Annotated in this window: 21 protein-coding genes; 17 read left to right on the top strand and 4 right to left on the bottom strand. The window is 40.6% G+C overall.

Annotated features, from left to right (window positions below; genetic code table 11):
- A complete protein-coding gene (locus HUU81_RS04620; protein WP_199611092.1) occupies positions 1–735 on the top strand; it encodes a helix-turn-helix domain-containing protein in 735 nt (244 codons plus the stop codon).
- A 28-nt stretch (positions 736–763) separates the two neighbouring features.
- Here HUU81_RS04620 and HUU81_RS04615 read toward each other — a convergent pair whose 3' ends face one another.
- Both HUU81_RS04615 and hpf read right to left on the bottom strand, forming a co-directional pair.
- A complete protein-coding gene (locus HUU81_RS04615; RefSeq protein ID WP_199611091.1) occupies positions 764–1072 on the bottom strand; it encodes a hypothetical protein in 309 nt (102 codons plus the stop codon).
- A gap of 269 nt (positions 1073–1341) precedes the next feature.
- A complete protein-coding gene (gene hpf, locus HUU81_RS04610; protein ID WP_199611090.1) occupies positions 1342–1755 on the bottom strand; it encodes a ribosome hibernation-promoting factor, HPF/YfiA family in 414 nt (137 codons plus the stop codon).
- A gap of 350 nt (positions 1756–2105) precedes the next feature.
- Here hpf and xdhA point away from each other — a divergent pair, with 350 nt between their 5' ends.
- From xdhA to suhB, 15 genes are all read left to right on the top strand, one after another.
- The gene (gene xdhA, locus HUU81_RS04605) at positions 2106–3554 is read left to right on the top strand and encodes a xanthine dehydrogenase small subunit (RefSeq protein WP_199611089.1); all 1449 of its coding nucleotides are present in this window, start codon (positions 2106–2108) and stop codon (positions 3552–3554) included.
- Positions 3547–6150, top strand: coding sequence for a xanthine dehydrogenase molybdopterin binding subunit (gene xdhB, locus HUU81_RS04600; RefSeq protein WP_199611088.1), 2604 nt, complete (start codon positions 3547–3549; stop codon positions 6148–6150). The genes xdhA and xdhB overlap by 8 nt, the downstream gene beginning before the upstream one ends.
- Positions 6147–7256 (top strand): xanthine dehydrogenase accessory protein XdhC, encoded by a 1110-nt coding sequence (xdhC, locus tag HUU81_RS04595; RefSeq protein ID WP_199611087.1) that lies wholly within the window; start codon positions 6147–6149, stop codon positions 7254–7256. Before xdhB ends, xdhC begins: the two co-directional genes overlap by 4 nt.
- An 11-nt stretch (positions 7257–7267) precedes the next feature.
- Positions 7268–8680 (top strand): allantoinase AllB, encoded by a 1413-nt coding sequence (allB, locus tag HUU81_RS04590; protein ID WP_199611086.1) that lies wholly within the window; start codon positions 7268–7270, stop codon positions 8678–8680.
- On the top strand, positions 8677–9774 hold the full coding sequence (gene alc, locus HUU81_RS04585; RefSeq protein WP_199611085.1) for an allantoicase: 1098 nt from the start codon (positions 8677–8679) through the stop codon (positions 9772–9774). The genes allB and alc overlap by 4 nt, the downstream gene beginning before the upstream one ends.
- 35 nt (positions 9775–9809) lie before the next feature.
- Complete coding sequence (gene uraD / locus HUU81_RS04580) at positions 9810–10334, top strand: 2-oxo-4-hydroxy-4-carboxy-5-ureidoimidazoline decarboxylase (protein ID WP_233520573.1); 525 nt, start codon at positions 9810–9812, stop codon at positions 10332–10334.
- A gap of 89 nt (positions 10335–10423) precedes the next feature.
- Positions 10424–10765: a hydroxyisourate hydrolase gene (gene uraH, locus HUU81_RS04575; RefSeq protein ID WP_199611084.1), complete on the top strand. Its 342-nt coding sequence runs from the start codon at positions 10424–10426 to the stop codon at positions 10763–10765.
- A gap of 59 nt (positions 10766–10824) precedes the next feature.
- The gene (locus HUU81_RS04570; RefSeq protein WP_199611083.1) at positions 10825–11397 is read left to right on the top strand and encodes an ureidoglycolate lyase; all 573 of its coding nucleotides are present in this window, start codon (positions 10825–10827) and stop codon (positions 11395–11397) included.
- Positions 11398–11399: 2 nt separating this feature from the next.
- Complete coding sequence (gene guaD, locus HUU81_RS04565) at positions 11400–12737, top strand: guanine deaminase (protein ID WP_199611082.1); 1338 nt, start codon at positions 11400–11402, stop codon at positions 12735–12737.
- A gap of 25 nt (positions 12738–12762) precedes the next feature.
- Entirely contained in the window at positions 12763–14046 is a 1284-nt protein-coding gene (locus HUU81_RS04560; RefSeq protein WP_199611081.1) for a urate hydroxylase PuuD, read from the top strand.
- A gap of 179 nt (positions 14047–14225) precedes the next feature.
- Positions 14226–15518 carry an NCS2 family permease gene (locus HUU81_RS04555; protein ID WP_199611080.1) on the top strand — a complete coding sequence of 431 codons (1293 nt, stop codon included), beginning with the start codon at positions 14226–14228 and terminating at the stop codon, positions 15516–15518.
- Between the two features lie 96 nt (positions 15519–15614).
- Complete coding sequence (locus tag HUU81_RS04550; protein ID WP_199611079.1) at positions 15615–16511, top strand: universal stress protein; 897 nt, start codon at positions 15615–15617, stop codon at positions 16509–16511.
- 46 nt (positions 16512–16557) lie between these two features.
- Positions 16558–16797 carry a DUF1289 domain-containing protein gene (locus tag HUU81_RS04545; RefSeq protein WP_199611078.1) on the top strand — a complete coding sequence of 80 codons (240 nt, stop codon included), beginning with the start codon at positions 16558–16560 and terminating at the stop codon, positions 16795–16797.
- Positions 16798–16942: 145 nt separating this feature from the next.
- A complete protein-coding gene (locus HUU81_RS04540) occupies positions 16943–17851 on the top strand; it encodes a DMT family transporter (protein ID WP_199611077.1) in 909 nt (302 codons plus the stop codon).
- 143 nt (positions 17852–17994) lie between these two features.
- Complete coding sequence (suhB, locus tag HUU81_RS04535) at positions 17995–18798, top strand: inositol-1-monophosphatase (protein ID WP_199611076.1); 804 nt, start codon at positions 17995–17997, stop codon at positions 18796–18798.
- Positions 18799–18893: 95 nt separating this feature from the next.
- Here the strand turns inward: suhB and HUU81_RS04530 are convergent, their stop codons facing one another.
- Complete coding sequence (locus HUU81_RS04530; RefSeq protein WP_199611075.1) at positions 18894–19739, bottom strand: type 1 glutamine amidotransferase domain-containing protein; 846 nt, start codon at positions 19737–19739, stop codon at positions 18894–18896.
- 245 nt (positions 19740–19984) lie between these two features.
- Positions 19985–20896, bottom strand: coding sequence for a LysR family transcriptional regulator (locus HUU81_RS04525; RefSeq protein WP_199611074.1), 912 nt, complete (start codon positions 20894–20896; stop codon positions 19985–19987).
- 413 nt (positions 20897–21309) lie between these two features.
- On the opposite strand from HUU81_RS04525, the gene HUU81_RS04520 reads away from it, so the two are divergent.
- The gene (locus HUU81_RS04520) at positions 21310–21486 is read left to right on the top strand and encodes a DUF1328 family protein (RefSeq protein WP_199611073.1); all 177 of its coding nucleotides are present in this window, start codon (positions 21310–21312) and stop codon (positions 21484–21486) included.
- The last annotated feature ends 19 nt before the right edge of the window (positions 21487–21505 follow it).

Below are 21505 nucleotides of genomic sequence, written 5' to 3'. Positions count from 1 at the left end.
ATGAGCCAAATAAAACAAATCACAGCCACATTAAAGCACTTGCTAAAGCAGCAACACTTAACATACAAAGACGTAGCCGAACACCTTGAGTTAAGTGAAGCCAATATCAAGCGAGTATTTGCGAACGAACAGTTTAGCTTGCAGCGTTTAGAACAAATTTGTGAGCTTTTAAATCTTTCATTGTGTGACTTATTCAGCCTGTGTGAACAGCAACAACCCCTTTTAAGCCAACTCACTCCCGAGCAAGAAAAAGAACTGATTGATAACAAAAAATTATTTCTTGTTGCTGTTAGTGTGCGTGACGGCTGGCAATTTAACGACATCATCACGCAGTATGAAATTGAGGAACACGAATGCATAAGATTACTTGCAAGGCTTGATAAGCTGAAAATGATTCAGCTACTACCAAATAATCAATATAAGTTATTAATAGCACAAGATTTTAGGTGGATTCCAGGAGGCGTGCTAGAGCGATTTATTAACCAGCAGGTCATTGGAAAATTTCTTTCTGGTGATTTTAACCAACCAGATAGCTTTCGCTTTTACTTGAGAGGAAATTACAGTGATGCAACGATAGCGTTGGTCAGACGTCGCTTAGAGCAACTTACCAAGGAAGTCGCTCAACTAAACCAGCAAGATTCACAACTACCACTCAATAAGCGACGAAGCGTGGGTCTTTTGATGGCAATGCGCCCATGGCAACTCGGTTTATTTAACGACTTAAAGCGAACTTAAATTATTCACTGTCAATTGCCTAAGTTAATTACACACCAAACGCTTCACAATTAATTGCTATCATCACTTGTTTGGAAAAAATAAACGGGCTTTTCCATTGAGTGGTCAGCTCGAGTTGCGCTTTAGGAGCTTGTGTACAAAGCGATTGCACTTCTTCGCAAGACGAATGCTGATATGCCAATAATTCTTTCACTGTATTTTGGCAATGCTCAATAGATAATACGGTGATAGTGGATACTTTATTTTCTACTTCATCAAGCAGGTAAAGATCTGCTGCGTTCCCAGCAAGCGATAAAGCACAAAAACTAGATAGGATAAAACGATAAAATAACTTCAATTATCTTCCTTGAAAAATGACTCAATAACAAAATGTTAGCGTTAGCGTGTTTATACACAAACACACTTAACAGTACAAAGTGTTTTAAAAACGATAAAATGAAAGTTAAATGCTGCTCAAACAACATGAATAGTAAGAACTAACAGCTCGCTTTAATCGTCAAATTAACAGCAGTACCGAAAAGTATTTTAACCAAAAAGCTCAGTTTTAAATAAACTGAGCTTTATCAAATTCATTAATATATGAATTACATATTACATTTGAAAAAATTATGAAGCACGTTGGGACTCGTAGTCCATACCTTCTTCATGGTGCATCATGCTTTCTTCTGCTAAATCTGCGTCGTCGTTATCCGGTGCAGCAACCTCAACTTGCGCGTCTACGCGACGGGTGTGTAAGTCCGAATTAAGTACGCCTTTCCGGTGAGACAGCGCCGACTCTAACTTTTTAACACTACTCGCAATAGCTTTGTACATTTCCATATCAGTTGCTGTTACTGATATAGGTGCCCCCTCATAATTGGTGTGTAATTCTATAGTTTGATTTTTTTTCTCTACCGTTAATGTGGCCTCTATGGCTAGTAGACTAGGATAGTGATTACTTATTTTCTGAAGCTTTTTTTCTACTACGTCTTGAATGGCATCTGTAATTTCTACATGGTGACCGGAAATTGTAATTTGCATAAACTTCTTCCTTTTTTCTGTTTCACTCAATTTAATACTGATGCCGTTGCACACAAATTTCAATGCTATTTTTTAAAATAAATGTCATTTTTTTTATTTAACCTAACAATTTTTCCTAACAAATTGATCTAGTTAGATTAATAATTGACCGCCTATTCCCTTTAAGCTATGGTTAAAATTCATGTTGTAAATATAATTCCAAGCCCATGATTTTTTGAAGATACAGTATTAGCGGTCAATCAAATTTCGTTATGGTGAAAATATTCATAACACCATAATAAATATAAGAATAATCCGTCACTGGTTTTGCTTCTCGTGGGTAATAAGGCATACTCAAGGAAGAAATCTAAGTGATAGAATTTCTACTAAATACAACAAAAATAACCATTGAGCGATGCGATCCTAACTTAACTGTTTTACGTTATTTGCGTGAACATCATCAACTTATGGGAACCAAAGAAGGCTGCGGCTCTGGCGATTGCGGAGCCTGTACTGTGGTTGTTGCACAGCTAAGTGCCAATGAGAAACTCACCTATAAAACAATAAACAGTTGTATTACTTTAGTCAGCCACTTGCATGGTAAACAACTCATCACCGTTGAACATTTAGAAAATAACAATAAGCTCCATCCTGTGCAGCAGGCAATGGTAGAAAACCATGGTTCGCAGTGCGGTTTTTGCACTCCTGGCATTGTGATGTCGTTGTTTGCACTAAAGAAAAATATTCGTACTGCCAGCAAACAACAAATTGAACATGCTTTATCGGGAAATTTATGCCGATGTACAGGTTACGTGCCTATTATTGCAGCAGCTCGGCTTAATAATGGCATTACTATTAAAGATCAGTTCTCTAAAAATGCGACAAACACCATTCTTGAACTGAAGCAAATCGCCACGAATATTAACAACACACCCACAATAAAGCTTGAGCGCTCGCAGTGCTATTTACCTCAAACGTTGGCCGAAGCTACCGCATTACTTCAACAATCTCCCAAAGCCAGAATAATTGCTGGTGGTACCGACTTATCGTTGGAGATAACACAACAATACAAACAATTTAAAACCTTGGTGAATCTTAGCCAAGTTAAAGAACTGTCCTCTATAGACAGTGAAGGTGACGCATTAATTATTGGAGCCAGTTGCACATTGGCACAATGCACCAAATTACTAAGAAAGTTTTATCCCAGCATTAGTGAAATGCTTGAACGCTTTGGGTCCAGTCAAATTCGTAACCAAGCGACCATGGCAGGCAGCATTGCAAATGCCTCCCCCATCGGTGACTTAGCGCCGATTTTAATTACATTAAATGCCCACTTAACGCTTCAAAGTGCGAATAGCACGCGTCAAATCAGTGTTGAATCTTTCTTTGTAGATTATAAAAAGACTGAATTAACGGAAGGCGAATTAATCTCGTATATCACCATTCCTAAGCCTCAAAAGGGCTATCAGTTAAAAGTGTATAAAATATCAAAACGCCCAGACGACGATATCTCAGCCGTATTAGCCGCCTTTTATTATTCGATTAAAGATAAAAAAATTGATGATATTCATATTGCATACGGCGGAATGGCAGCAACACCTAAGCGAGCAACCCATTGCGAGCAGGCGCTTAAGCAACAAGCATGGAAACAAGCTTCCATTGATAATGGCAAAACTGCTTTGTTAGATGACTTTGAGCCAATTTCCGATGTGCGAGCATCAAAACAATATCGAATGACCATAGCTCAAAATTTATTACAGAAGTGTTTTTACGAACACAGTAGCCGCGGCCTTTCTTTACAAGTGAGCGATTATGCGTAGTTTATCCTCCATCGCTAAACATCATTCAAAAACAGCCATAAAGGGTGGTACCCATAAGGCATTACCTCATGATAGCGCCAAGCAACATGTAACAGGCTCTGCGATTTATGTGGACGACCAAATAGATGCAGCAAACCAGCTACATGCAGCTATTGGTTTTAGTACTATCGCAAAAGGAAAAATTACGTCCTTAGATCTTGCCGCTGTAGCCAAAGCGCCCGGTGTGATAGCGGTAATTACTTGTGATGATGTAGTTGGCAATATTGATGTAGGGCCTGTATTTAAAGGCGATATTTTATTAACGAGTAAAACGATTGATTATCACGGCCAACCTATTTTCGCCGTTGCAGCCACTAGCTATAATCTTGCACAACAAGCGGTTAAGCTAGCCAATATAGCGTATCAAGAAAGCACTCCTAGACTGGAAGCGAAAGAGGCGTTAAAGAAAAAGTCATTTGTACGACCCAGCTATGTAATGGCAACGCCACAATTACCAACAAGCGCAACCGATAACACACCAAGCCAACACGCTAGCAATGAGCAGGATAACCGTGAACCCGATCACAATAACTTAAGCGACGAGCAGTTAAATACACTTATCAATGAAGCAGAGCACCAATTATCGGGTCAATTACATATTGGTGGGCAAGAGCACTTTTATTTAGAAGGCCAAGTTGCCATTGCTATACCTGATGAAATTGATGATGTTTATATTCACTCATCTAGCCAACATCCTACCGAAGTGCAAAAGTTGGTGGCACAAGTACTAAACGTAGCCATTAATAAAGTGAATGTGATAACTCGTAGAATGGGCGGCGGATTCGGAGGAAAAGAAACACAGGCTGCACCTTGGGCTTGTATAGCCGCTGTGCTAGCCAGCAAAACTAAGCAACCCGTAAAACTAAGATTAAGCCGTGCTGACGATATGATGATGACAGGCAAACGACATCCATTCAGCACAGATTATCGCGTGGGCTTCGATAGTAAAGGTAAAATTACTGCACTAGAAATTAACTTAGCGGCTAATTGTGGATATTCCCCCGACCTGTCTGACGCCATTGTCGACCGCGCAATGTTCCATTCTGATAATAGTTATTATCTGGAACACGCAAAAATAACAGGTCACCGCTGTAAAACTAATACCGTATCACATACTGCATTTCGAGGATTTGGTGGCCCACAAGGCATGCTGGTGATAGAAGCAATAATGGATGACATTGCTCGATATTTAGTATTAAACCCTCTGGCAGTTCGAAAACGAAACTTGTACGGCAAAACAAAACGTAACATAACGCATTATGGCCAAGTCGTGAGCCAAAATATATTGCCCGACATTATTAATCAATTAGAACAAACCAGTGAATATACCTACCGCCGCAACGAGATTCTGTCGTTTAACAAATCACACCCTTACTTAAAAAAAGGAATAGCACTCACCCCTGTTAAATTTGGTATCTCGTTTACCGTACAACACTTAAACCAAGCTGGAGCCTTAGTGCATATTTATACTGATGGCAGCGTACAAGTGAATACCGGCGGCACCGAAATGGGACAAGGGCTATACATTAAAGTGGCACAAATTGTGGCGCAAGAACTACAAATAGATATTGATCATATTTCAATGACCGCAACACGCACAGACAAAGTGCCCAATACATCCCCCACAGCCGCTTCATCCGGTACTGACTTAAATGGTAAAGCGGCGCAAAACGCAGTTCAAAAAATAAAAAAACGGCTAATTAACTTTGCTAGTACGCATTTTAATTGTCCTCAAGAGCAAGTCACTTTTGTTAATAATTTAGTAGAAATTGGCGAGCAAACCTTATCGTTTCCCGAACTTATTCAGCTGGCTTACATGCATCGCGTATCCCTGTCAGCAACGGGCTTTTATAAAACGCCTAAAATTCATTTTGATCGCGAAACAGGAAAAGGCCGGCCATTTTTCTATTATGCCTATGGTGCGGCAGTATCCGAAGTTATCATCGACACTCTAACGGGTGAATCTAAACTGTTACGTGTTGATATTTTGCATGACGTGGGAAGCTCATTAAATCCTGCTGTCGATATTGGGCAAATTGAAGGTGGCTTTGTACAAGGTTTAGGTTGGTTAACGTCAGAAGAACTAATGTGGAATGAACAAGGAAAATTGCTCACCATTGGCCCTTCCACTTATAAAATACCTGCGGTTAGCGACATTCCTGCAGATTTTAGGGTCAATTTATTTCAGCGAGAAAATGAAGAAAACACCATATATAACTCTAAGGCCGTTGGCGAGCCGCCATTTATGCTCGCCATTTCCGTTTGGTCTGCCATAAAAGATGCCGTTTCAAGCATTGCTGATTATAAAACTTGCCCTCCTTTAGATACGCCCGCAACCCCCGAGCGTATTCTTGATGCTTGTATGTGGGCAGAAAGCTGGAAAAATAACGCCTCTCAGCAAGCAACTCCAACAACTAAAAAAACGCTAAAAAAGCTGGCTAAAGGGGTTAAATCTGGCGAACAAGCGTCTACAGATACTCAACCACTCAAAGAAGTGTCAGCACCGTTGAGTCGAGGTCAAACCAAGGCTTCACTAAAAAGTGAGGTGAAAAAATGACATCCTCTTTTGACCCACGCCAACCTCCGCCTAGTCATAACAGCATGCCTAAAATGCATGAGCAAGACTGGCTAAGTGCAGCAAATTATTTGTCTAAAAAACAAATACCTTATGTTATTGCTACAGTGATTGTTGTTAAAGGTTCAGCTCCGCGTGACGCGGGCAGTAAAATGGTCATCACGCAGGAAAATAGCTATGCATCAATTGGTGGCGGGCATCTAGAGTTTCAAGCTATTCAAACAGCGTTACAGCTTATTGCAGATAATCACCATGAGCCATTAAGCCACAGTTACACAGATAAACACTGCGCCCCGCATCAACACATTGAGCACTATCAACTCGCCGCTAAATTAGGACAATGCTGCGGTGGGCAAGTTACTATTTTATTTGAATATTTTTCGGTAAACCGTCCTAAATTAGTTATATTCGGCGCGGGGCATGTTACAAAAGCATTGCTTAATATTATGCAAGCTTTGCCCATTCATATTACGTTAGTGGATTCTCGCGAAGCTCTACTTGATGACACTTTTATAGAGACGAACACATCTCCGCAAAGCTCTGACAATATTGTTACCTGCTTAAGTGATCAGCCTGAGCGAGAGATTTGCACTTTCGCTGCAAATACCTATTACTTGGTACTTACTCATAACCATCAACTTGATTTTGAAATCTGTCACAACATTTTGAAACGCGACGACGCTGCGTATATTGGCTTAATTGGATCGAATACGAAATGGCGACGCTTTGTTCAGCGTTTTCGTCACCGCGATATTCAGCAAAGTCGCATCGACACCATTCGCTGCCCTGTGGGTAATAGCAATGTACCGGGCAAACGGCCAATGGAGGTTGCAGTGTCGATTGCCGCAGAGTTAATTGCTCTTTTCTACCAAGATAACCTCCATGATTACGCCCCAAGATGCACTCCTCATTTAGCTATTGATGGCTCAAGTTTACAAAAACTATTTAACGCTAATGAAGATCAGCACATGCAAGATAACAAGCATTTAGCTGACGATTATAAGACTAAGGGTTATAAGACTAAGGATTATAAGAAAAGTAGCGAGAATAAATTAAAAACAACGCCTGCAATAAGTAAACAAGAGTGAGTACCTTATAAATGACTGCAACTTCAACCTTAATAGATAACAACACGCCAACGCTGGCAATAAAAAGTCAGCGAGTATTGCTAGAAGGTCAGTTTCAACCCGCCACACTATTCATTAAACAAGGCAAAATCCATAGCATAAAAAGTAACGAGGATGACAGTAACTGCCCGCTTGATATGCCCATTCACGACGTGGGTCACCTTGCGGTTATGCCGGGCATCGTTGACACACATGTGCATGTAAATGAACCTGGGCGTACTGATTGGGAAGGGTTCGACACGGCCACGCATGCGGCAGCAGCTGGCGGCATCACCACATTAGTGGATATGCCATTAAATTGTATTCCAGTCACGACTTCAGCTGACGCGTTACAGCAAAAAATTAACGCCATAGAAGGCAAGTTGTGGGTAGATTGCGGTTTCTGGGGCGGCGTAACACCAGAAAGTATTGAAGAGTTACCGCAGTTACTGGAAAGTGGTGTATTAGGTGTTAAATCATTTTTAATCGACTCGGGTATTGATGAGTTTCCGCCAATGACAGCGCCTGATCTTATTAACGCGCTTCCGATTATAGAAAAGTTTCAAGTGCCCTATCTTATTCATGCCGAGCTAGACACCAATAAAAGTCCACCAGCAACGATAGGCAAACACTATCAAAGTTTTTTAGCGTCGCGCCCAAAAGCATGGGAAAACCAAGCTATTCAACTAATGATTGACCTTGCCAAACAGCATGCACCTAATGCACACATTCATATTGTGCACCTCTCCAGCGCAGAAGCAATACAGGATATTCTGGCAGCCCGCGCCCAGCAAATAAATATTACTGTCGAAACCTGCCCACATTATTTAACGTTATGGGCTGAAGCAATTCCCGACGGCAAAACGTTGTTTAAGTGCTGCCCTCCCATCCGTGAAAACGACAACCGAATGCAACTATGGCAAGCCTTAAAAAATGAAGAAATTAATTTCATTGTGTCTGACCACTCGCCCTGCACACCTCAACTTAAACTGATTGATAGTGGCGATATTGAACATGCATGGGGCGGCATTTCAGCCTTACAGTTTTCTTTACCGTTAGTTTGGCATGAAGCAAAAGCACAAAATATTAGCCTTGCTCAAATTAGCCAGCTTGTTTCTACCGCCACCGCAGAATTTGCAGGTATTGGTCACCAAAAAGGAAAAATAGCCGAGGGTTATGATGCTGATTTATTAATTTTTGATGATGAAAAAACATTCACGATCGAAAACAGCATGATCAAACATAAACATAAATTTACGCCCTATGCGGGCAAGCAAGTAACGGGCGAAATAGTACACACTTATTTGCGGGGTAATCTTATTTTCTCACAGGACCAATTTTATGGTGCTGCACAAGGCCGCCCTATTCTTAAAGAAGCAACAGCAAAGGCGAATGCAACGGTATGAGCGAAGAACAATTAACTCTGTGGCAAAATAATTACGTTGATTTAGTCTCGAATAAACTAGGTGCTGAAGCACTTTCATGCAGTGATGAGTTTTTTGCCCCCAAAGAAAATCTACTGAAGCCCGAGCCAAGCATTTTTATCCCAGATAAATATACCGAGCGCGGTAAATGGATGGACGGTTGGGAATCAAGACGAAGTTACGGAAGAATTTGGCGAACCGAAAGCAACGAAGATTACGACTGGTGCATTATTCGCTTGGGCGTCCCCGGCAGTATTGTCGGGGTCGATATCGACACTGCTCACTTTAAAGGAAATGCCCCACTAACCGCTACGCTTGAAGCCTGTTCATGCGATGCATCTCCAACCGACAGTACCACTTGGACAACTATCGTTGATAACCAATCGCTCACTCCCGACAGCCACAATCTATTTCAAGCATTAAGCAATGTTGATGACGTTTACACTCATGTAAAACTGAAAATTTATCCTGATGGCGGTGTAGCACGACTTAGGGTTTACGGCAGCGTAGCCTTTAACCCTATGCAATTTTTACCCGGCGAGCTGATTGATGTAGCAGCAGTGAGTAATGGCGGGTTTGCATTAACGTGCAGTGATATGTTTTTTAGTCATAAAAACAACCTGATTATGCCGGGTAAAGGTGTGAATATGGGCGATGGTTGGGAAACCAAACGCCGTAGAGATCCGGGCCCCGATTGGGTCATTATTAAACTGGGCAGTCCTGCAACAATTAATAAAGTGTTATTAGACACCCAACATTTTAAAGGCAATTACCCTGATCATTTCACCTTACAAGCAATGAATGAAGGCAACAGCAAAGCATCAAGCCAAGATACGATAACAGATGATGAAAAATGGCTAACCATTATTGGTGAAACACCGTTATTTGCTGACCGCGAGCACTTATTTATTATTCACGATCCACAACATCGGCAGCAAATTTTTACGCATATAAAACTGAATATTTTTCCTGACGGCGGGGTCAGCCGTTTACGGGTATTTGGCTATCTAGAGCAGAACAAACATGAACGCGAAGTAGTTATTGGTTTGCAAGATACATTCAAACCCATTGCTTGATGCTGCTAACCTAATTTAAAAGCTTATCGAGACTAATGATGAAAATGAAAGCGCTAACATTACCAGAATTTAATCAGGCAAATGAAACAACACTGTACGACTTTTTGGCGCAATGTTGTACCAGCCAACACTGGATTCAATGCTTAATGCGCGAGCGGCCATACGACTCAGTGAACGACTTTAAAAAGAGAGCCGATTTTTGTTGGCAGCAAATGACTCAGCCAGACTTGCTAGAAGCGTTTTCTGGGCATCCACAAATTGGCGATATTTCTACTTTGCAGCAAAAGTATCAGCACAATGAAGGGTTTTCACAACAAGAGCAACAATCGGTTGAATCAGCCAGCAATGAGACGATTAACGCGTTAGCTAAAGCTAATGAAGAGTATTTAGCAAAATTTGGCTTTATTTTTATCGTCTGTGCAACAGGAAAAACAGCTCAACAAATGCTTGAATTACTGAATGACCGTTTACCCAATTCGCGCGAGATAGAGTTAGGCAATGCAGCAGAAGAGCAGCGTAAAATATTTCAGCTTAGGATAGATAAACTGCTACATGAATAACCGACTGTGTATTTTCCTTAAGATGAGTTGGAGGCAACACCTTGCTTGTAAAACACACCTCACAGCCAGAGATAATTAAAGGAGCATCAATGAGCCAAATTACTAGCCACGTACTCGACACCAACCATGGATGCCCCGCCAAAGGCATTGATGTTAGTGTGTATAAGTTTCACAAAGAGGGTTGGGACAAGATAGGTAGCGACACCACAAACCAAGACGGACGAACCCCAAATTTATTAAATGAAGGAGTTACTCTTGAAGGCGGTATTTATCGGGTTCACTTTGCCACCCTAGGGTATTTTGAACACCTCGACATTCCATGCTTTTATCCCTACGTTGACATTGTATTTAGCATCGCAAACTCGGATGACCATTACCATATTCCGTTGTTGCTTTCCCCTTTTGGTTATACCACGTATCGAGGAAGTTAATGTATGTGCATCAATCGGCAGTGTTATTTGCTTAATAACAACCACTAGGTAACTATTTTATGGATACGTGTCGCGTTATCACTGCATCAGATATTCAGTTGTTAACTAAAGCGTCATTTGCCGCATTTGGCGATGTGATTGAAGCTGTGCCTGATAGCGAGTTTATCAGTATTAATTATGGTCACACCCAACGTTTTCACGATTTAGCGACCATCGACACAATGAGCAATGACGGTAATGCCATCGTCAATATTTTTCGTTCAACGCCCTTAACATTTCCCATGGCGCTAACAGTGATGGAGCGTCACCCATTAGGCAGCCAACTATTTTTCCCTTTATCCGACGAGCCCTATTTAGTGATTGTTGCCCCAGCGGGTGAGTTTAACCAGCAGCGTTTAAAAATATTTTTAGCGTCTCACGGTCGCCACCGACAAGGCGTTAACTACGCTAAAGGAACGTGGCACCACTTTTGTTTAGCACTGAATACCACGTCCGATTTTTTAGTGATAGACCGTGCTGGCTCTGGCAATAATTGCGACGAACAATCACTTAATCCAGCCTTATCTATCGCGGCAGATACAGTGTCATCAATACTTGCGTTAACCGATAAAAATGAAAAAGAGGCCACTTAGCTATGTCAATAATAACGCTTGCTTCAGAGAAAAAATGTCATTCGTCACACTATTTTCGCGCAGCTATTTTACACTTCATTTCTGAACCCAAAAACATAAATGATGACAAAGCTTGGCAATACTTTGAGGATGGCTTGCTTGAAGTGGTTAATGGTAAAGTGATCAGTGTCAGGCAGGCCAGCGAAGCCCTTCCCTCACTACCTGAAAATGCAAGTGTCGTTGACTATTCTGGCTCTCTTATTTTACCTGGCTTTGTTGACGTTCATACCCATTTCCCTCAAGCAGAGATGATTGCATCGTACGGCGAACAGCTTTTACAGTGGCTTGAAAATTACACCTTTGTCACTGAACAAAAATATGCCGAACAAGCATATGCGAACAAAATGGCAGAGTTCTTTTTAGACATGTTATTTTGTCATGGTACAACCGCCGCCATGGTGTTTTCGACCGTGCATAAAGAGTCTGTTACCGCGCTTTTTAACGCCGCCAACGCTAAAAACATGCGCTTAATAACCGGTAAAGTATTGATGGACAGAAACGCTCCTGAAGCACTATGCGATACTGCGCAGTCTGGTTATGAAGAAAGCCAAGCTCTCATTGAACAGTGGCATGGAAAAGGAAGATTAAGCTACGCAGTAACGCCAAGATTTGCCCCTACCAGCACACCTGAACAGCTAACTTTAGCAGGTAAACTGCTGCAACAAGATAGTAGTTTATACATGCAGACTCATCTTGCTGAAAACTTAGATGAGAATGCATGGGTAAAAACCTTATTCCCAGATGCAAAAGATTACCTAGATGTTTACGAACAGCACGGTTTAATGTCAACACGCAGCATCTTCGCCCACAGTATTCATTTACAAGAACGTGAGTATAAGTCCCTCGCACACCATCAAGCTGGCGTTGCTTATTGCCCCAGTGCAAACCTCTTTTTGGGCAGCGGCGCTTTTAATATGCCAACTGCACAACAATACCAGCTCAATGTTGGCTTAGGCAGCGACGTAGGTGCAGGAACCAGCTTATGCTTATTAAATATATTAAGCGATGCTTATAAATCGCAAAAAGTGGAAGGTTTTACATTAAATCCCTTTTATTCATTGTATTTAGCAACGTTAGGTGGCGCAAAGTGTTTAGACTTAGAAGACAAAATAGGCAATTTTGAAGCGAATAAAGAAGCCGATTTTGTAGTATGGGATTTAAACGCGACGCCTTTAATGACCATGCGAAACATACACAGCCACCAATTAGCAGAACAATTGTTCAGCTTTATTATTTTAGGTGACGATCGCGCAGTCGTCGCAACCTACGTTAATGGACAACTCGCGTACGAGCGCACTTAATCATAAGTCGTAAAGGAAACTCACCATGGAATTATTGCTAAACGCTTACACATTAGATTGGTTAAATTTAATTATTCGTTTTGTGCATGTTGTTACAGGCATCGCATGGATTGGTGCGTCTTTTTACTTTGTTTGGTTAGATAACCATTTACAAACACCGCCTCAATGGAAAACAGATAAAGGCATTAAAGGTGACTTATGGGCCATTCATGGTGGCGGCTTTTACGAAGTAGCAAAGTATAAATTGGCCCCCGATCATATCCCCGAGCAATTACACTGGTTTAAATGGGAAGCATATTCAACATGGCTTAGCGGCTTTGCGCTGCTGGTTATTATGTATTACATAGGGGCTGAAACTTATTTAATTGATCCCAGAGTCATGCTGTTGTCACCAACCCAAGCAGTTGGTATTGGCTTAATTTTTATTATTACCACATGGTTAATGTACGAATTTATGTGTGAGACTGCACTGATTAATAAGCCAGTCTTATTCGGAGCCATTTTGTTCATTATTGGCATTGGATTAAGTTATGCGTTGGCGCACTTATTTAGTGGGCGCGGCGCCTTCATTCATTTTGGCGCCATTATTGGCACGATAATGGCGGGTAATGTGTGGCGCGGCATTATTCCCGCGCAAAAAGCACTCGTTGAAGCGGTAAAGAATAATCAAGTGCCTGATCCAAGTTGGGCAGCAAAAGCCAAAGCTCGCTCAACGTTTAATACTTACACTACCTTGCCATTGGTATTTATTATGATCAGTAACCATTATCCCGTTACGTATAATCACCAATATAATTGGCTAATTTTACTCGCCATTGTGGTCATTACTGCACTCGCAAGACAATATTTTGTGCTAAAACATACTGGCAAAAACAAACCTATCGTACTGATTGGCAGCATTATACTCACCATTATACTGGCGGCTGTTTTAGCTCCTAAACCAGCAACCACATCATCAACCATAATTAGCACTCAGCAGACAGAATCACCTACCACCGCAGAAATAGGCACTGAACTCCTTAATCCAGACCAATTTAAAGCTGGCTCACTAAAAGTGATGAATATTATTCAAACCCGTTGTAGCAGCTGTCACTCATCCACGCCTACCGACAATATATTTACTATTGCACCCGCAGGTGTGGTGTTTGACAACTTGCAAGACGTTAAGAAGTGGGCACCTAGAATCAGGGCAAGAACCATCAGCAGCCATGACATGCCTTTAATGAATAAAACAAATATGACGAATGAGGAAAGACATACATTAGGACGTTGGATAAATGCGCTTCAACATATGAAAAATGAAGGATAGCGCATACTTATTCCCTTGAAATGTATATAATTTGCGAAGGTGTGTTGGCTACTTCTATCTATACAATCACTGCCAATAACTGCACGCCTTAATTCGCCGAGCAAAGACTCACGTTCAAATAATAAAGTACTTCCTCGGCAATATAAGTACCCTACCCTATACAATAAGAGAGTTAATTCATGCTTGAAGCATTATTTAAACTTAAAGCGCATAACACGAACGTAAAAACCGAAATTCTTGCAGGTTTTACCACGTTTCTCACCATGGCTTACATCATCGTAGTTAACCCCGAAATTTTATCTATTTCTGGCATGGACTATGGTGCCGTATTCGCAGCAACCTGTATTGCAGCCGCTATTGGTAGCTTAATTATGGGGCTTTATGCCAATTACCCTATCGCGTTGGCACCCGGAATGGGGCTTAATGCATTTTTTGCATTTGGTGTAGTTCAAGGAATGGGACACTCTTGGCAAACTGCCCTTGGTGCCGTGTTTTTATCTGGGTTTATTTTCTTCTTATTAAGTTTATTCCGCGTCAGAGAGTGGATTATTAACAGCATTCCTAACGCCCTTCGTTTTGGTATTACCGCAGGTATTGGATTATTTTTAGCGCTCATAGGGCTAAAAAACGCAGGTATCGTGGTCGACAATCCAGCTACTTTAGTATCCTTAGGTAATTTAACGGCACCAACAAGTTTATTGTTTGCCTTCGGTTTTTTTCTTGTCTGCGCTCTTTCATATCGAAAAGTTACAGGCGCAGTGATGATAAGTATCGTCGCCGTCACCGCCATAGCCTTAATGTTAGGCATGATTGAATATAAAGGCTTTGTTTCTGCGCCGCCGAGTATTGCACCTACGTTTATGGAATTAGATATTGCAGGGGTACTAAACTTCAGTTTAGTGAGTATTGTGTTTGCCTTTCTGTTTGTTGACTTGTTCGATACCTCTGGCACTTTAATCGGCGCAGCTCAGCGCGGTAACTTATTAGACAAAGACGGTAAACTACCGCGACTTAAAAAAGCACTCATGGCCGACAGTGTAGCCTCAATGAATGGCGCGGTATTGGGTACATCTAGCACCACCAGTTACATTGAAAGTACTGCGGGCATTGAAGCAGGCGGACGAACCGGATTAACAGCGGTCGTTGTCGCCATTTTGTTTTTATTAAGCTTATTCTTTGCTCCCATCGCTGCTATTGTGCCGCCTTATGCCACTGCACCCGCACTACTATATGTGGCAGTACTAATGACCAGTGGCTTAATAAATATAGATTGGGACGATATTACCGAAGCTGCACCCACTGTGATCACAGCCATCATGATGCCGTTTACTTTTTCCATAGCACATGGCATTGCCATCGGATTTGTGAGTTATGCCGCCATCAAATTATTAAGCGGTAAGCATAAAGAGCTTAATCCTGCTATTGCCATTATCGCGGGCTTATTTATTTTAAAATTTATTTTTATTGATTAGTTGTTTCTCCAAATTTGCTTTTATATCCTATAGTTAAGATTTATATGATTAACTTGGGCATGCCTAAGCGCATGCCCGTCATAATAGGAAGCTTTGATGAAAAAGGTACTGATTGTTGCAGACAAATATGGCACCGCTCAATTGGCTATTCAACGTGGAATTGACTTAGCAAACAACATTAATAGCACCACTGAAGAAAAAATATCAGTTACCATTGTTGCCTTCAGCTTTGAACATTTAAATCGCTTTTCTATTGCGCTAACCCCTGAAGCCGCACAAGACATTCAACAAACTATTTTAGATAAGCGTACTGGCGAAATTGATGCAGCATTAGAGAATGCGGACCCAGAAGATATTCAGATCGACATCCAAATTATTTGGGAAAAAGACGTCGCTACCTGGCTACTAGAATATTTAAATATTCATAATTACGACTTATTGATCAAATCGGGCAACCGCAGTGAATCATTCTTTTACTCTTCAACAGATTGGCTATTAATAAGAAACTGCCCTTGTCCATTTATGATTTTATGTAAAAACCGTTGGCGTTCTAAACACAATGTATTAGCCGCAATCGATTTAGATACAAAATCAACCAGCAAACAGGCGCTCAATGAAAAAGTGATTGAGCAAGCCAAGTTTTATAATCAATACATTGGTAAAGAACTCTACGCCGCGTACATTGTACCAGTGTCGTCAGTACTCAATGATTTAGGTTTAGTGTTTGCAGACGAAGAAGATAACCAAGCGCAAAAAACGGTACTTCCAAGACTACGAAAATATGTTGAGCAACGAGGCTTAAGTGCCAAAAATGCAATTGTAAGAGCGGGAGATCCCAGTGCCAAGCTCACTTCCACAGCGCATAAGCTAGGAGCAGATTTGGTGGTATTAGGTTGTGTGGGCCACACAGGATTAAGTGGAAAAATAATAGGTAATACTGCTGAAAAAATTCTTACTCATTTAAAATCAGACGTACTAGTACTGAAGCCTTAATTTGGCATAAAATGGTAGTTAATCGAATTAACCACCAGAGCATTAAATGACTGTATCTTCACCCTGTGTATCATGCTGTAAACTTGATGAAAACGATATTTGTATGGGGTGCTATCGCTCAATGAATGAGATAGCAAACTGGAGCCAAAGTAACGACGAGTACAAACTCCAAGTACTGGAACACGTAAAAGAGCGTGAGCACTTATATAAAGAAATGGATTACCATACTATTGATAAATATCCCATCACACGTAATAAGCACATGCAATATAAAAAACAAAGCTAACGCCTAACTGCTGATACGCCTAGCCCCAATGCTCTAGCTTTCAGTATTAAAGTTCCGAAAATAGCCAGTATTTAATATTACTTTCATTAATATTCACGCTATGCCCTGTGAAACAGCGCTTTTAGATGTACTTATTAGGAAGAAAATGAAAATCAGTCACGCATTTGAATTTATTTTACTGGCCGTTATTTGGGGCGCCTCGTTTTTATTAATGCGGATTGCTGTGCCTGAATTTGGCCCTTTCGCGCTAATGGAGCTACGTGTAGCCATTGCGGCTATTGCTCTTATTCCTATCCTTATAATCCATCAAAAACATAAAGAACTATGGCAACATCGAAAACCCATTTTTAATGTTGGTATCATTAATTCAGCGATCCCCTTTGTCTTATTCGGCTACGCAACCTTATATTTAACAGCAGGATATACAGCCATTATAAATGCTACAGCACCGTTATGGACTGCGATTATTGCCTATTTCTGGTTCAGACAATTATTATCACGCTCTGCCTTATCGGGTTTATTAATTGGATTTGTTGGGGTAACTGCACTCGTTTGGGACAAATTAAGCAGCCTTTCTAATAACATTACATTAGCCATTTTCGCCGCACTAGGCGCTACATTTTTATATGGTGTAACCGTTAATTACACTAAAGTGAATTTGGCACAAGTAAACCCAAGTGCAATCGCGACGGGTAGCCAAATTTCTGCAGCAATCGTACTAATGCCATTAGCATTTATTTATTGGCCAACCCAACCCATATCACTTCAAGCATGGATCTCAGTAATTAGTTTAGGTGTGATATGTACCGCATTTGCCTATATTTTATATTTTCGATTACTGCGTAATATTGGTGGCGCAAAAGCTGTCACTGTCGCCTATTTTATTCCTGTATTCGCTTCATTATTTGGCGTTTATTTTTTGCATGAGCCTATTTCTATTTCAATGATCACCGGCGGTAGCTTAATTATTCTTGGAACAGCGCTGACGATGGGAATTATTTCACCACTGAAAAAAATCCATAAACGTGCTAAATCAACGGCAAAGAAAATATAGTTTTCATGCTGATTACTTTTTAATCAAAAATAAGTTTACTTTTTCATTTTTTCCGTTACAATACGCGCCGCTTTGCTGGTTGCATTCAATATAACTGGCATTTTTAGCAATCTCTGTTCTTTTTAAAATAAGGTAATCACAATATGCATCCAATGCTAAACATTGCTGTGCGCGCTGCACGTAATGCAGGCAATATCATTGCTCGCGCCTGCGAACAACTTGACTTAGTAGTAGCTGAACAGAAAGGCGCTAATGACTTAGTAACGAATATCGATAAAGAAGCGGAACAAGCAATTATTGCAACAATTCAAAAGTCATACCCTGATCACTGTTTTGTTGGTGAAGAGTTTGGTGTTATTACAGGTGAAAATAGTGATTACCAATGGATCATCGACCCGCTTGATGGTACTACCAACTTCATTAAAGGCATTCCTCATTTTGCCGTTTCAATTGCATTAAAAGTTAAAGGCAAACTAGACCAAGCTGTTATCTACGATCCAATTCGTGGCGAATTGTTCACAGCTTCAAAAGGTGCTGGTGCGCAACTTAACGGTTACCGTATTCGCTCTTCTAAAGCTAAAGAATTGAAAGGCACAGTATTAGCAACTGGATTCCCTTTCAAGCAAAAGCATCAAATGGATGCTTACATGAATATTTTCCAAGCGTTATTTGTACACACTGCTGACATTCGTCGTGCTGGTTCTGCAGCATTAGACTTAGCTTATGTTGCTGCTGGTCGTCATGATGGGTTCTGGGAAATGGGCTTAAAACCGTGGGATATTGCTGCGGGCCAATTAATCTGTCAAGAAGCGGGTGTTTTAGTTACTGACTTTGCTGGCGGTAACAACTACGAAAACAGTGGAAACATTGTTGCAGGTAGTGCACGAGTAGTAAAAGAAATGCTTAAAGAGATGCGTCCTCACTTAAATGACGCACTCACTAGATAATCTGCGCATCATAACTAACTCGATGTTAGTTATTTGATGCGAAAAGCCCGAGCTCACATTGTGACCTCGGGCTTTTTTATTTATAGCTTGAACAATTATTTAGCGTCTAATTGTTTTAATATTACCTCTGCAACGCCGATTGCTGATGCAGGGTTTTGTCCAGTGATAAGCTCTCTGTCAACAACAACTTTTGCGCCCCAATCTTCAGCGCTTCGCTGATATTTCCCACCAGCCGAGATTAACGCATCTTGAGGGAAATAGTACATTTCTCCGCCATTTAAGTAATACTTGGTAGCAGTAACCTCTTCTGAGTTACTAAACACGGTCATGTTGTAGCCACTATAAATCCAGTTTTTTGCTGGCTTAGCGTTTTTACCTTGTTTCAGCTGCGCAACAAACTCGTCATTATTTGGCATACTTGCAAGTAGCGCAATTGGCCCATGACATACAAGTCCTGTAGGTTTACTGGCTTTATTAAAGGCGGTAAGTATACGTCCTAATTGATCATCTACCACTAAGTCTTCCATTGGTGCGTGTCCACCAGGTGCAAAAAATGCGTCGTATTTATCTACACCTATCTGCTCTACGCGATTAAAGCTAATAACGGGACTATTAACCGGATCGGTAATCTTTAACTCTTTTAATAACGACTTGTGCAGATTGTAATATGCTTGGTCATTATTAAATAAGCTTAATGAGTCAGAATTAGGATCCATTGCAGGGGCAACACCAGACGGCGTCGCAAAAGTCACGGTATGGCCTTCATCAATAAAGCGTTTCACAGGTTCCATCAATTCATTGAAGTAAAAACCGGTCGCGTAAGTTTTTCCGCCTTTTAACGTCATTTCTGCCTTGTCAGACATCACGACCAGTATGTTATCTGCCATAACTAGTGGACTTGCTACTAGGGTAAGTGCAGTAAGAAGTGATTTTAGTTTCATATAAAGCTCCAACTATCTTTTGAGTGTGGACGCAGTATATGGAATGGATTATTTTTGAACAATCCCAATAAAATCTATTTCTTTGTATCAAAAAATAATACAATTTAAGTAATATGACTGCTTTTCGATTCACGCTTACTGATGTTGTAATGAAAAACTTTTTACAATCAATATGTTGAATAGTTACATTACGGCACTGGATAGCCCTGACAACTTTTGTTGGTGCTCACGCAACCCTGCCGCAATCATTCAGCGTCAAGACTAGTTAACCGATCTTTGATGAAATCTATTAATAGCGTGACGGGATTAGCACTACCAAGCCTACGTGGATAAACGCCATATATATCAATATCCTTAGTATTATAATCAGGTAATAGCTCAATCATTTCACCGTTGTCCAAATATGATTTAACTGTCCATAAGGGTAATTTTGATACGCCCTGCCCAGCTAAGGTAAACGCGAGTCGAGCTGCCGAATTATTCGTTTTAACAGGCCCGTTAATTTTAATACGTTGTTCAAGCCCATCCTTTTCAAGTACCAAAGTGGCTGCTGAAGGTGTGTAAATCACCCAGTCTAATTGCGCCAATTCTTCAATTGTTTTTGGTAATGTCGTCGCTGTCCCGCTCTGGTCAAACATACTGTTTGCGGCAACAACAACCGTTGGTTCAGACACTATCTTACGGGAAATTAAGTTTGAATCTTGTAATGGCGCACCACGAAATGCCAAATCAATACCTTCTTCGACCAAATTAACGACTTCATCGGTTAGCATTAAATTGACTTCAATTTTAGGGTACTGCTTACGAAACGCTATGACTGCGGGGACAATACGCTTTAGCCCCCAATTTACTGAGCAAGTCAGCCTTATTGTACCAACAGGGTTGGATGACAACGAAAGCAACTCATCTTTCGCTGCAACCGCTTCAGACGCAATTAACCTACAGCGCTCATAAAATAATGCCCCTGCTGGGGTTAAACTAATATTTCGCGTATTACGATGCAGTAACTGTACATCTAACTGTGTTTCTAAGCGTTTAACATGATAACTAACGACTGCGCGAGTCAGTCCCATACGTCTAGCAGCTTCGGCAAAGCTGCCATAATGCACAACCTTCTCAAACACTAACATAGCTTTAATGCTGTCTAACGTTTCCATAGCGATCTTCCAGAGTTATCGTTTACCTGTGTTAAGCGCGTACTTGTTTAGCGTATTAAAACACAAACCAATGATTTTATTTTAAAATTCAGCTGAATATTCCACTTAACACTTTATGCCTATAGAAAATAGGATCTGCTAACCGTTAAAGATAGTTTTTGCAAAAGAGGCTCCTCTCGCCAAATGTAAAAAGTGAAAAACTTACCGAAAAAATTGTAAAAAGTTCTAAATTTCACACATAAGCAAAGTTAAAAGTTAATGAGAAAACATAAACAAAAACAATTAAATCATTTAATATCAATGACTTATAAAAAAAATTAAAATATGGCATACAGTTCGCAATACTAGACTAAACTTTAAATTCAACAATATGTTTTGTTGATAAATATTCACTTAAATAGTTGGAGAAGAGTATGCTTAATTGGGCATTGATATTTTTTATTATCGCCATCATCGCAGCCATTTTTGGTTTTGGTGGAATAGCAGGTGCAGCAGCAGGTATAGCTAAGATTTTATTCTTCGTATTTGTTGTATTGTTAGTCATTTCTTTAATTGCAGGGGCTTTAAAAGGCAAGCCGCCAAGTGTATAGACACTAATTAATTAAAAGC

Origin of the sequence: Flocculibacter collagenilyticus, from assembly GCF_016469335.1 — a bacterium.
In the GTDB taxonomy this organism is placed as follows: domain Bacteria; phylum Pseudomonadota; class Gammaproteobacteria; order Enterobacterales; family Alteromonadaceae; genus Flocculibacter; species Flocculibacter collagenilyticus.
The sequence above is the reverse complement of the archived record's forward strand: the minus strand, read 5'-3'. Positions and strand labels throughout refer to the sequence as shown.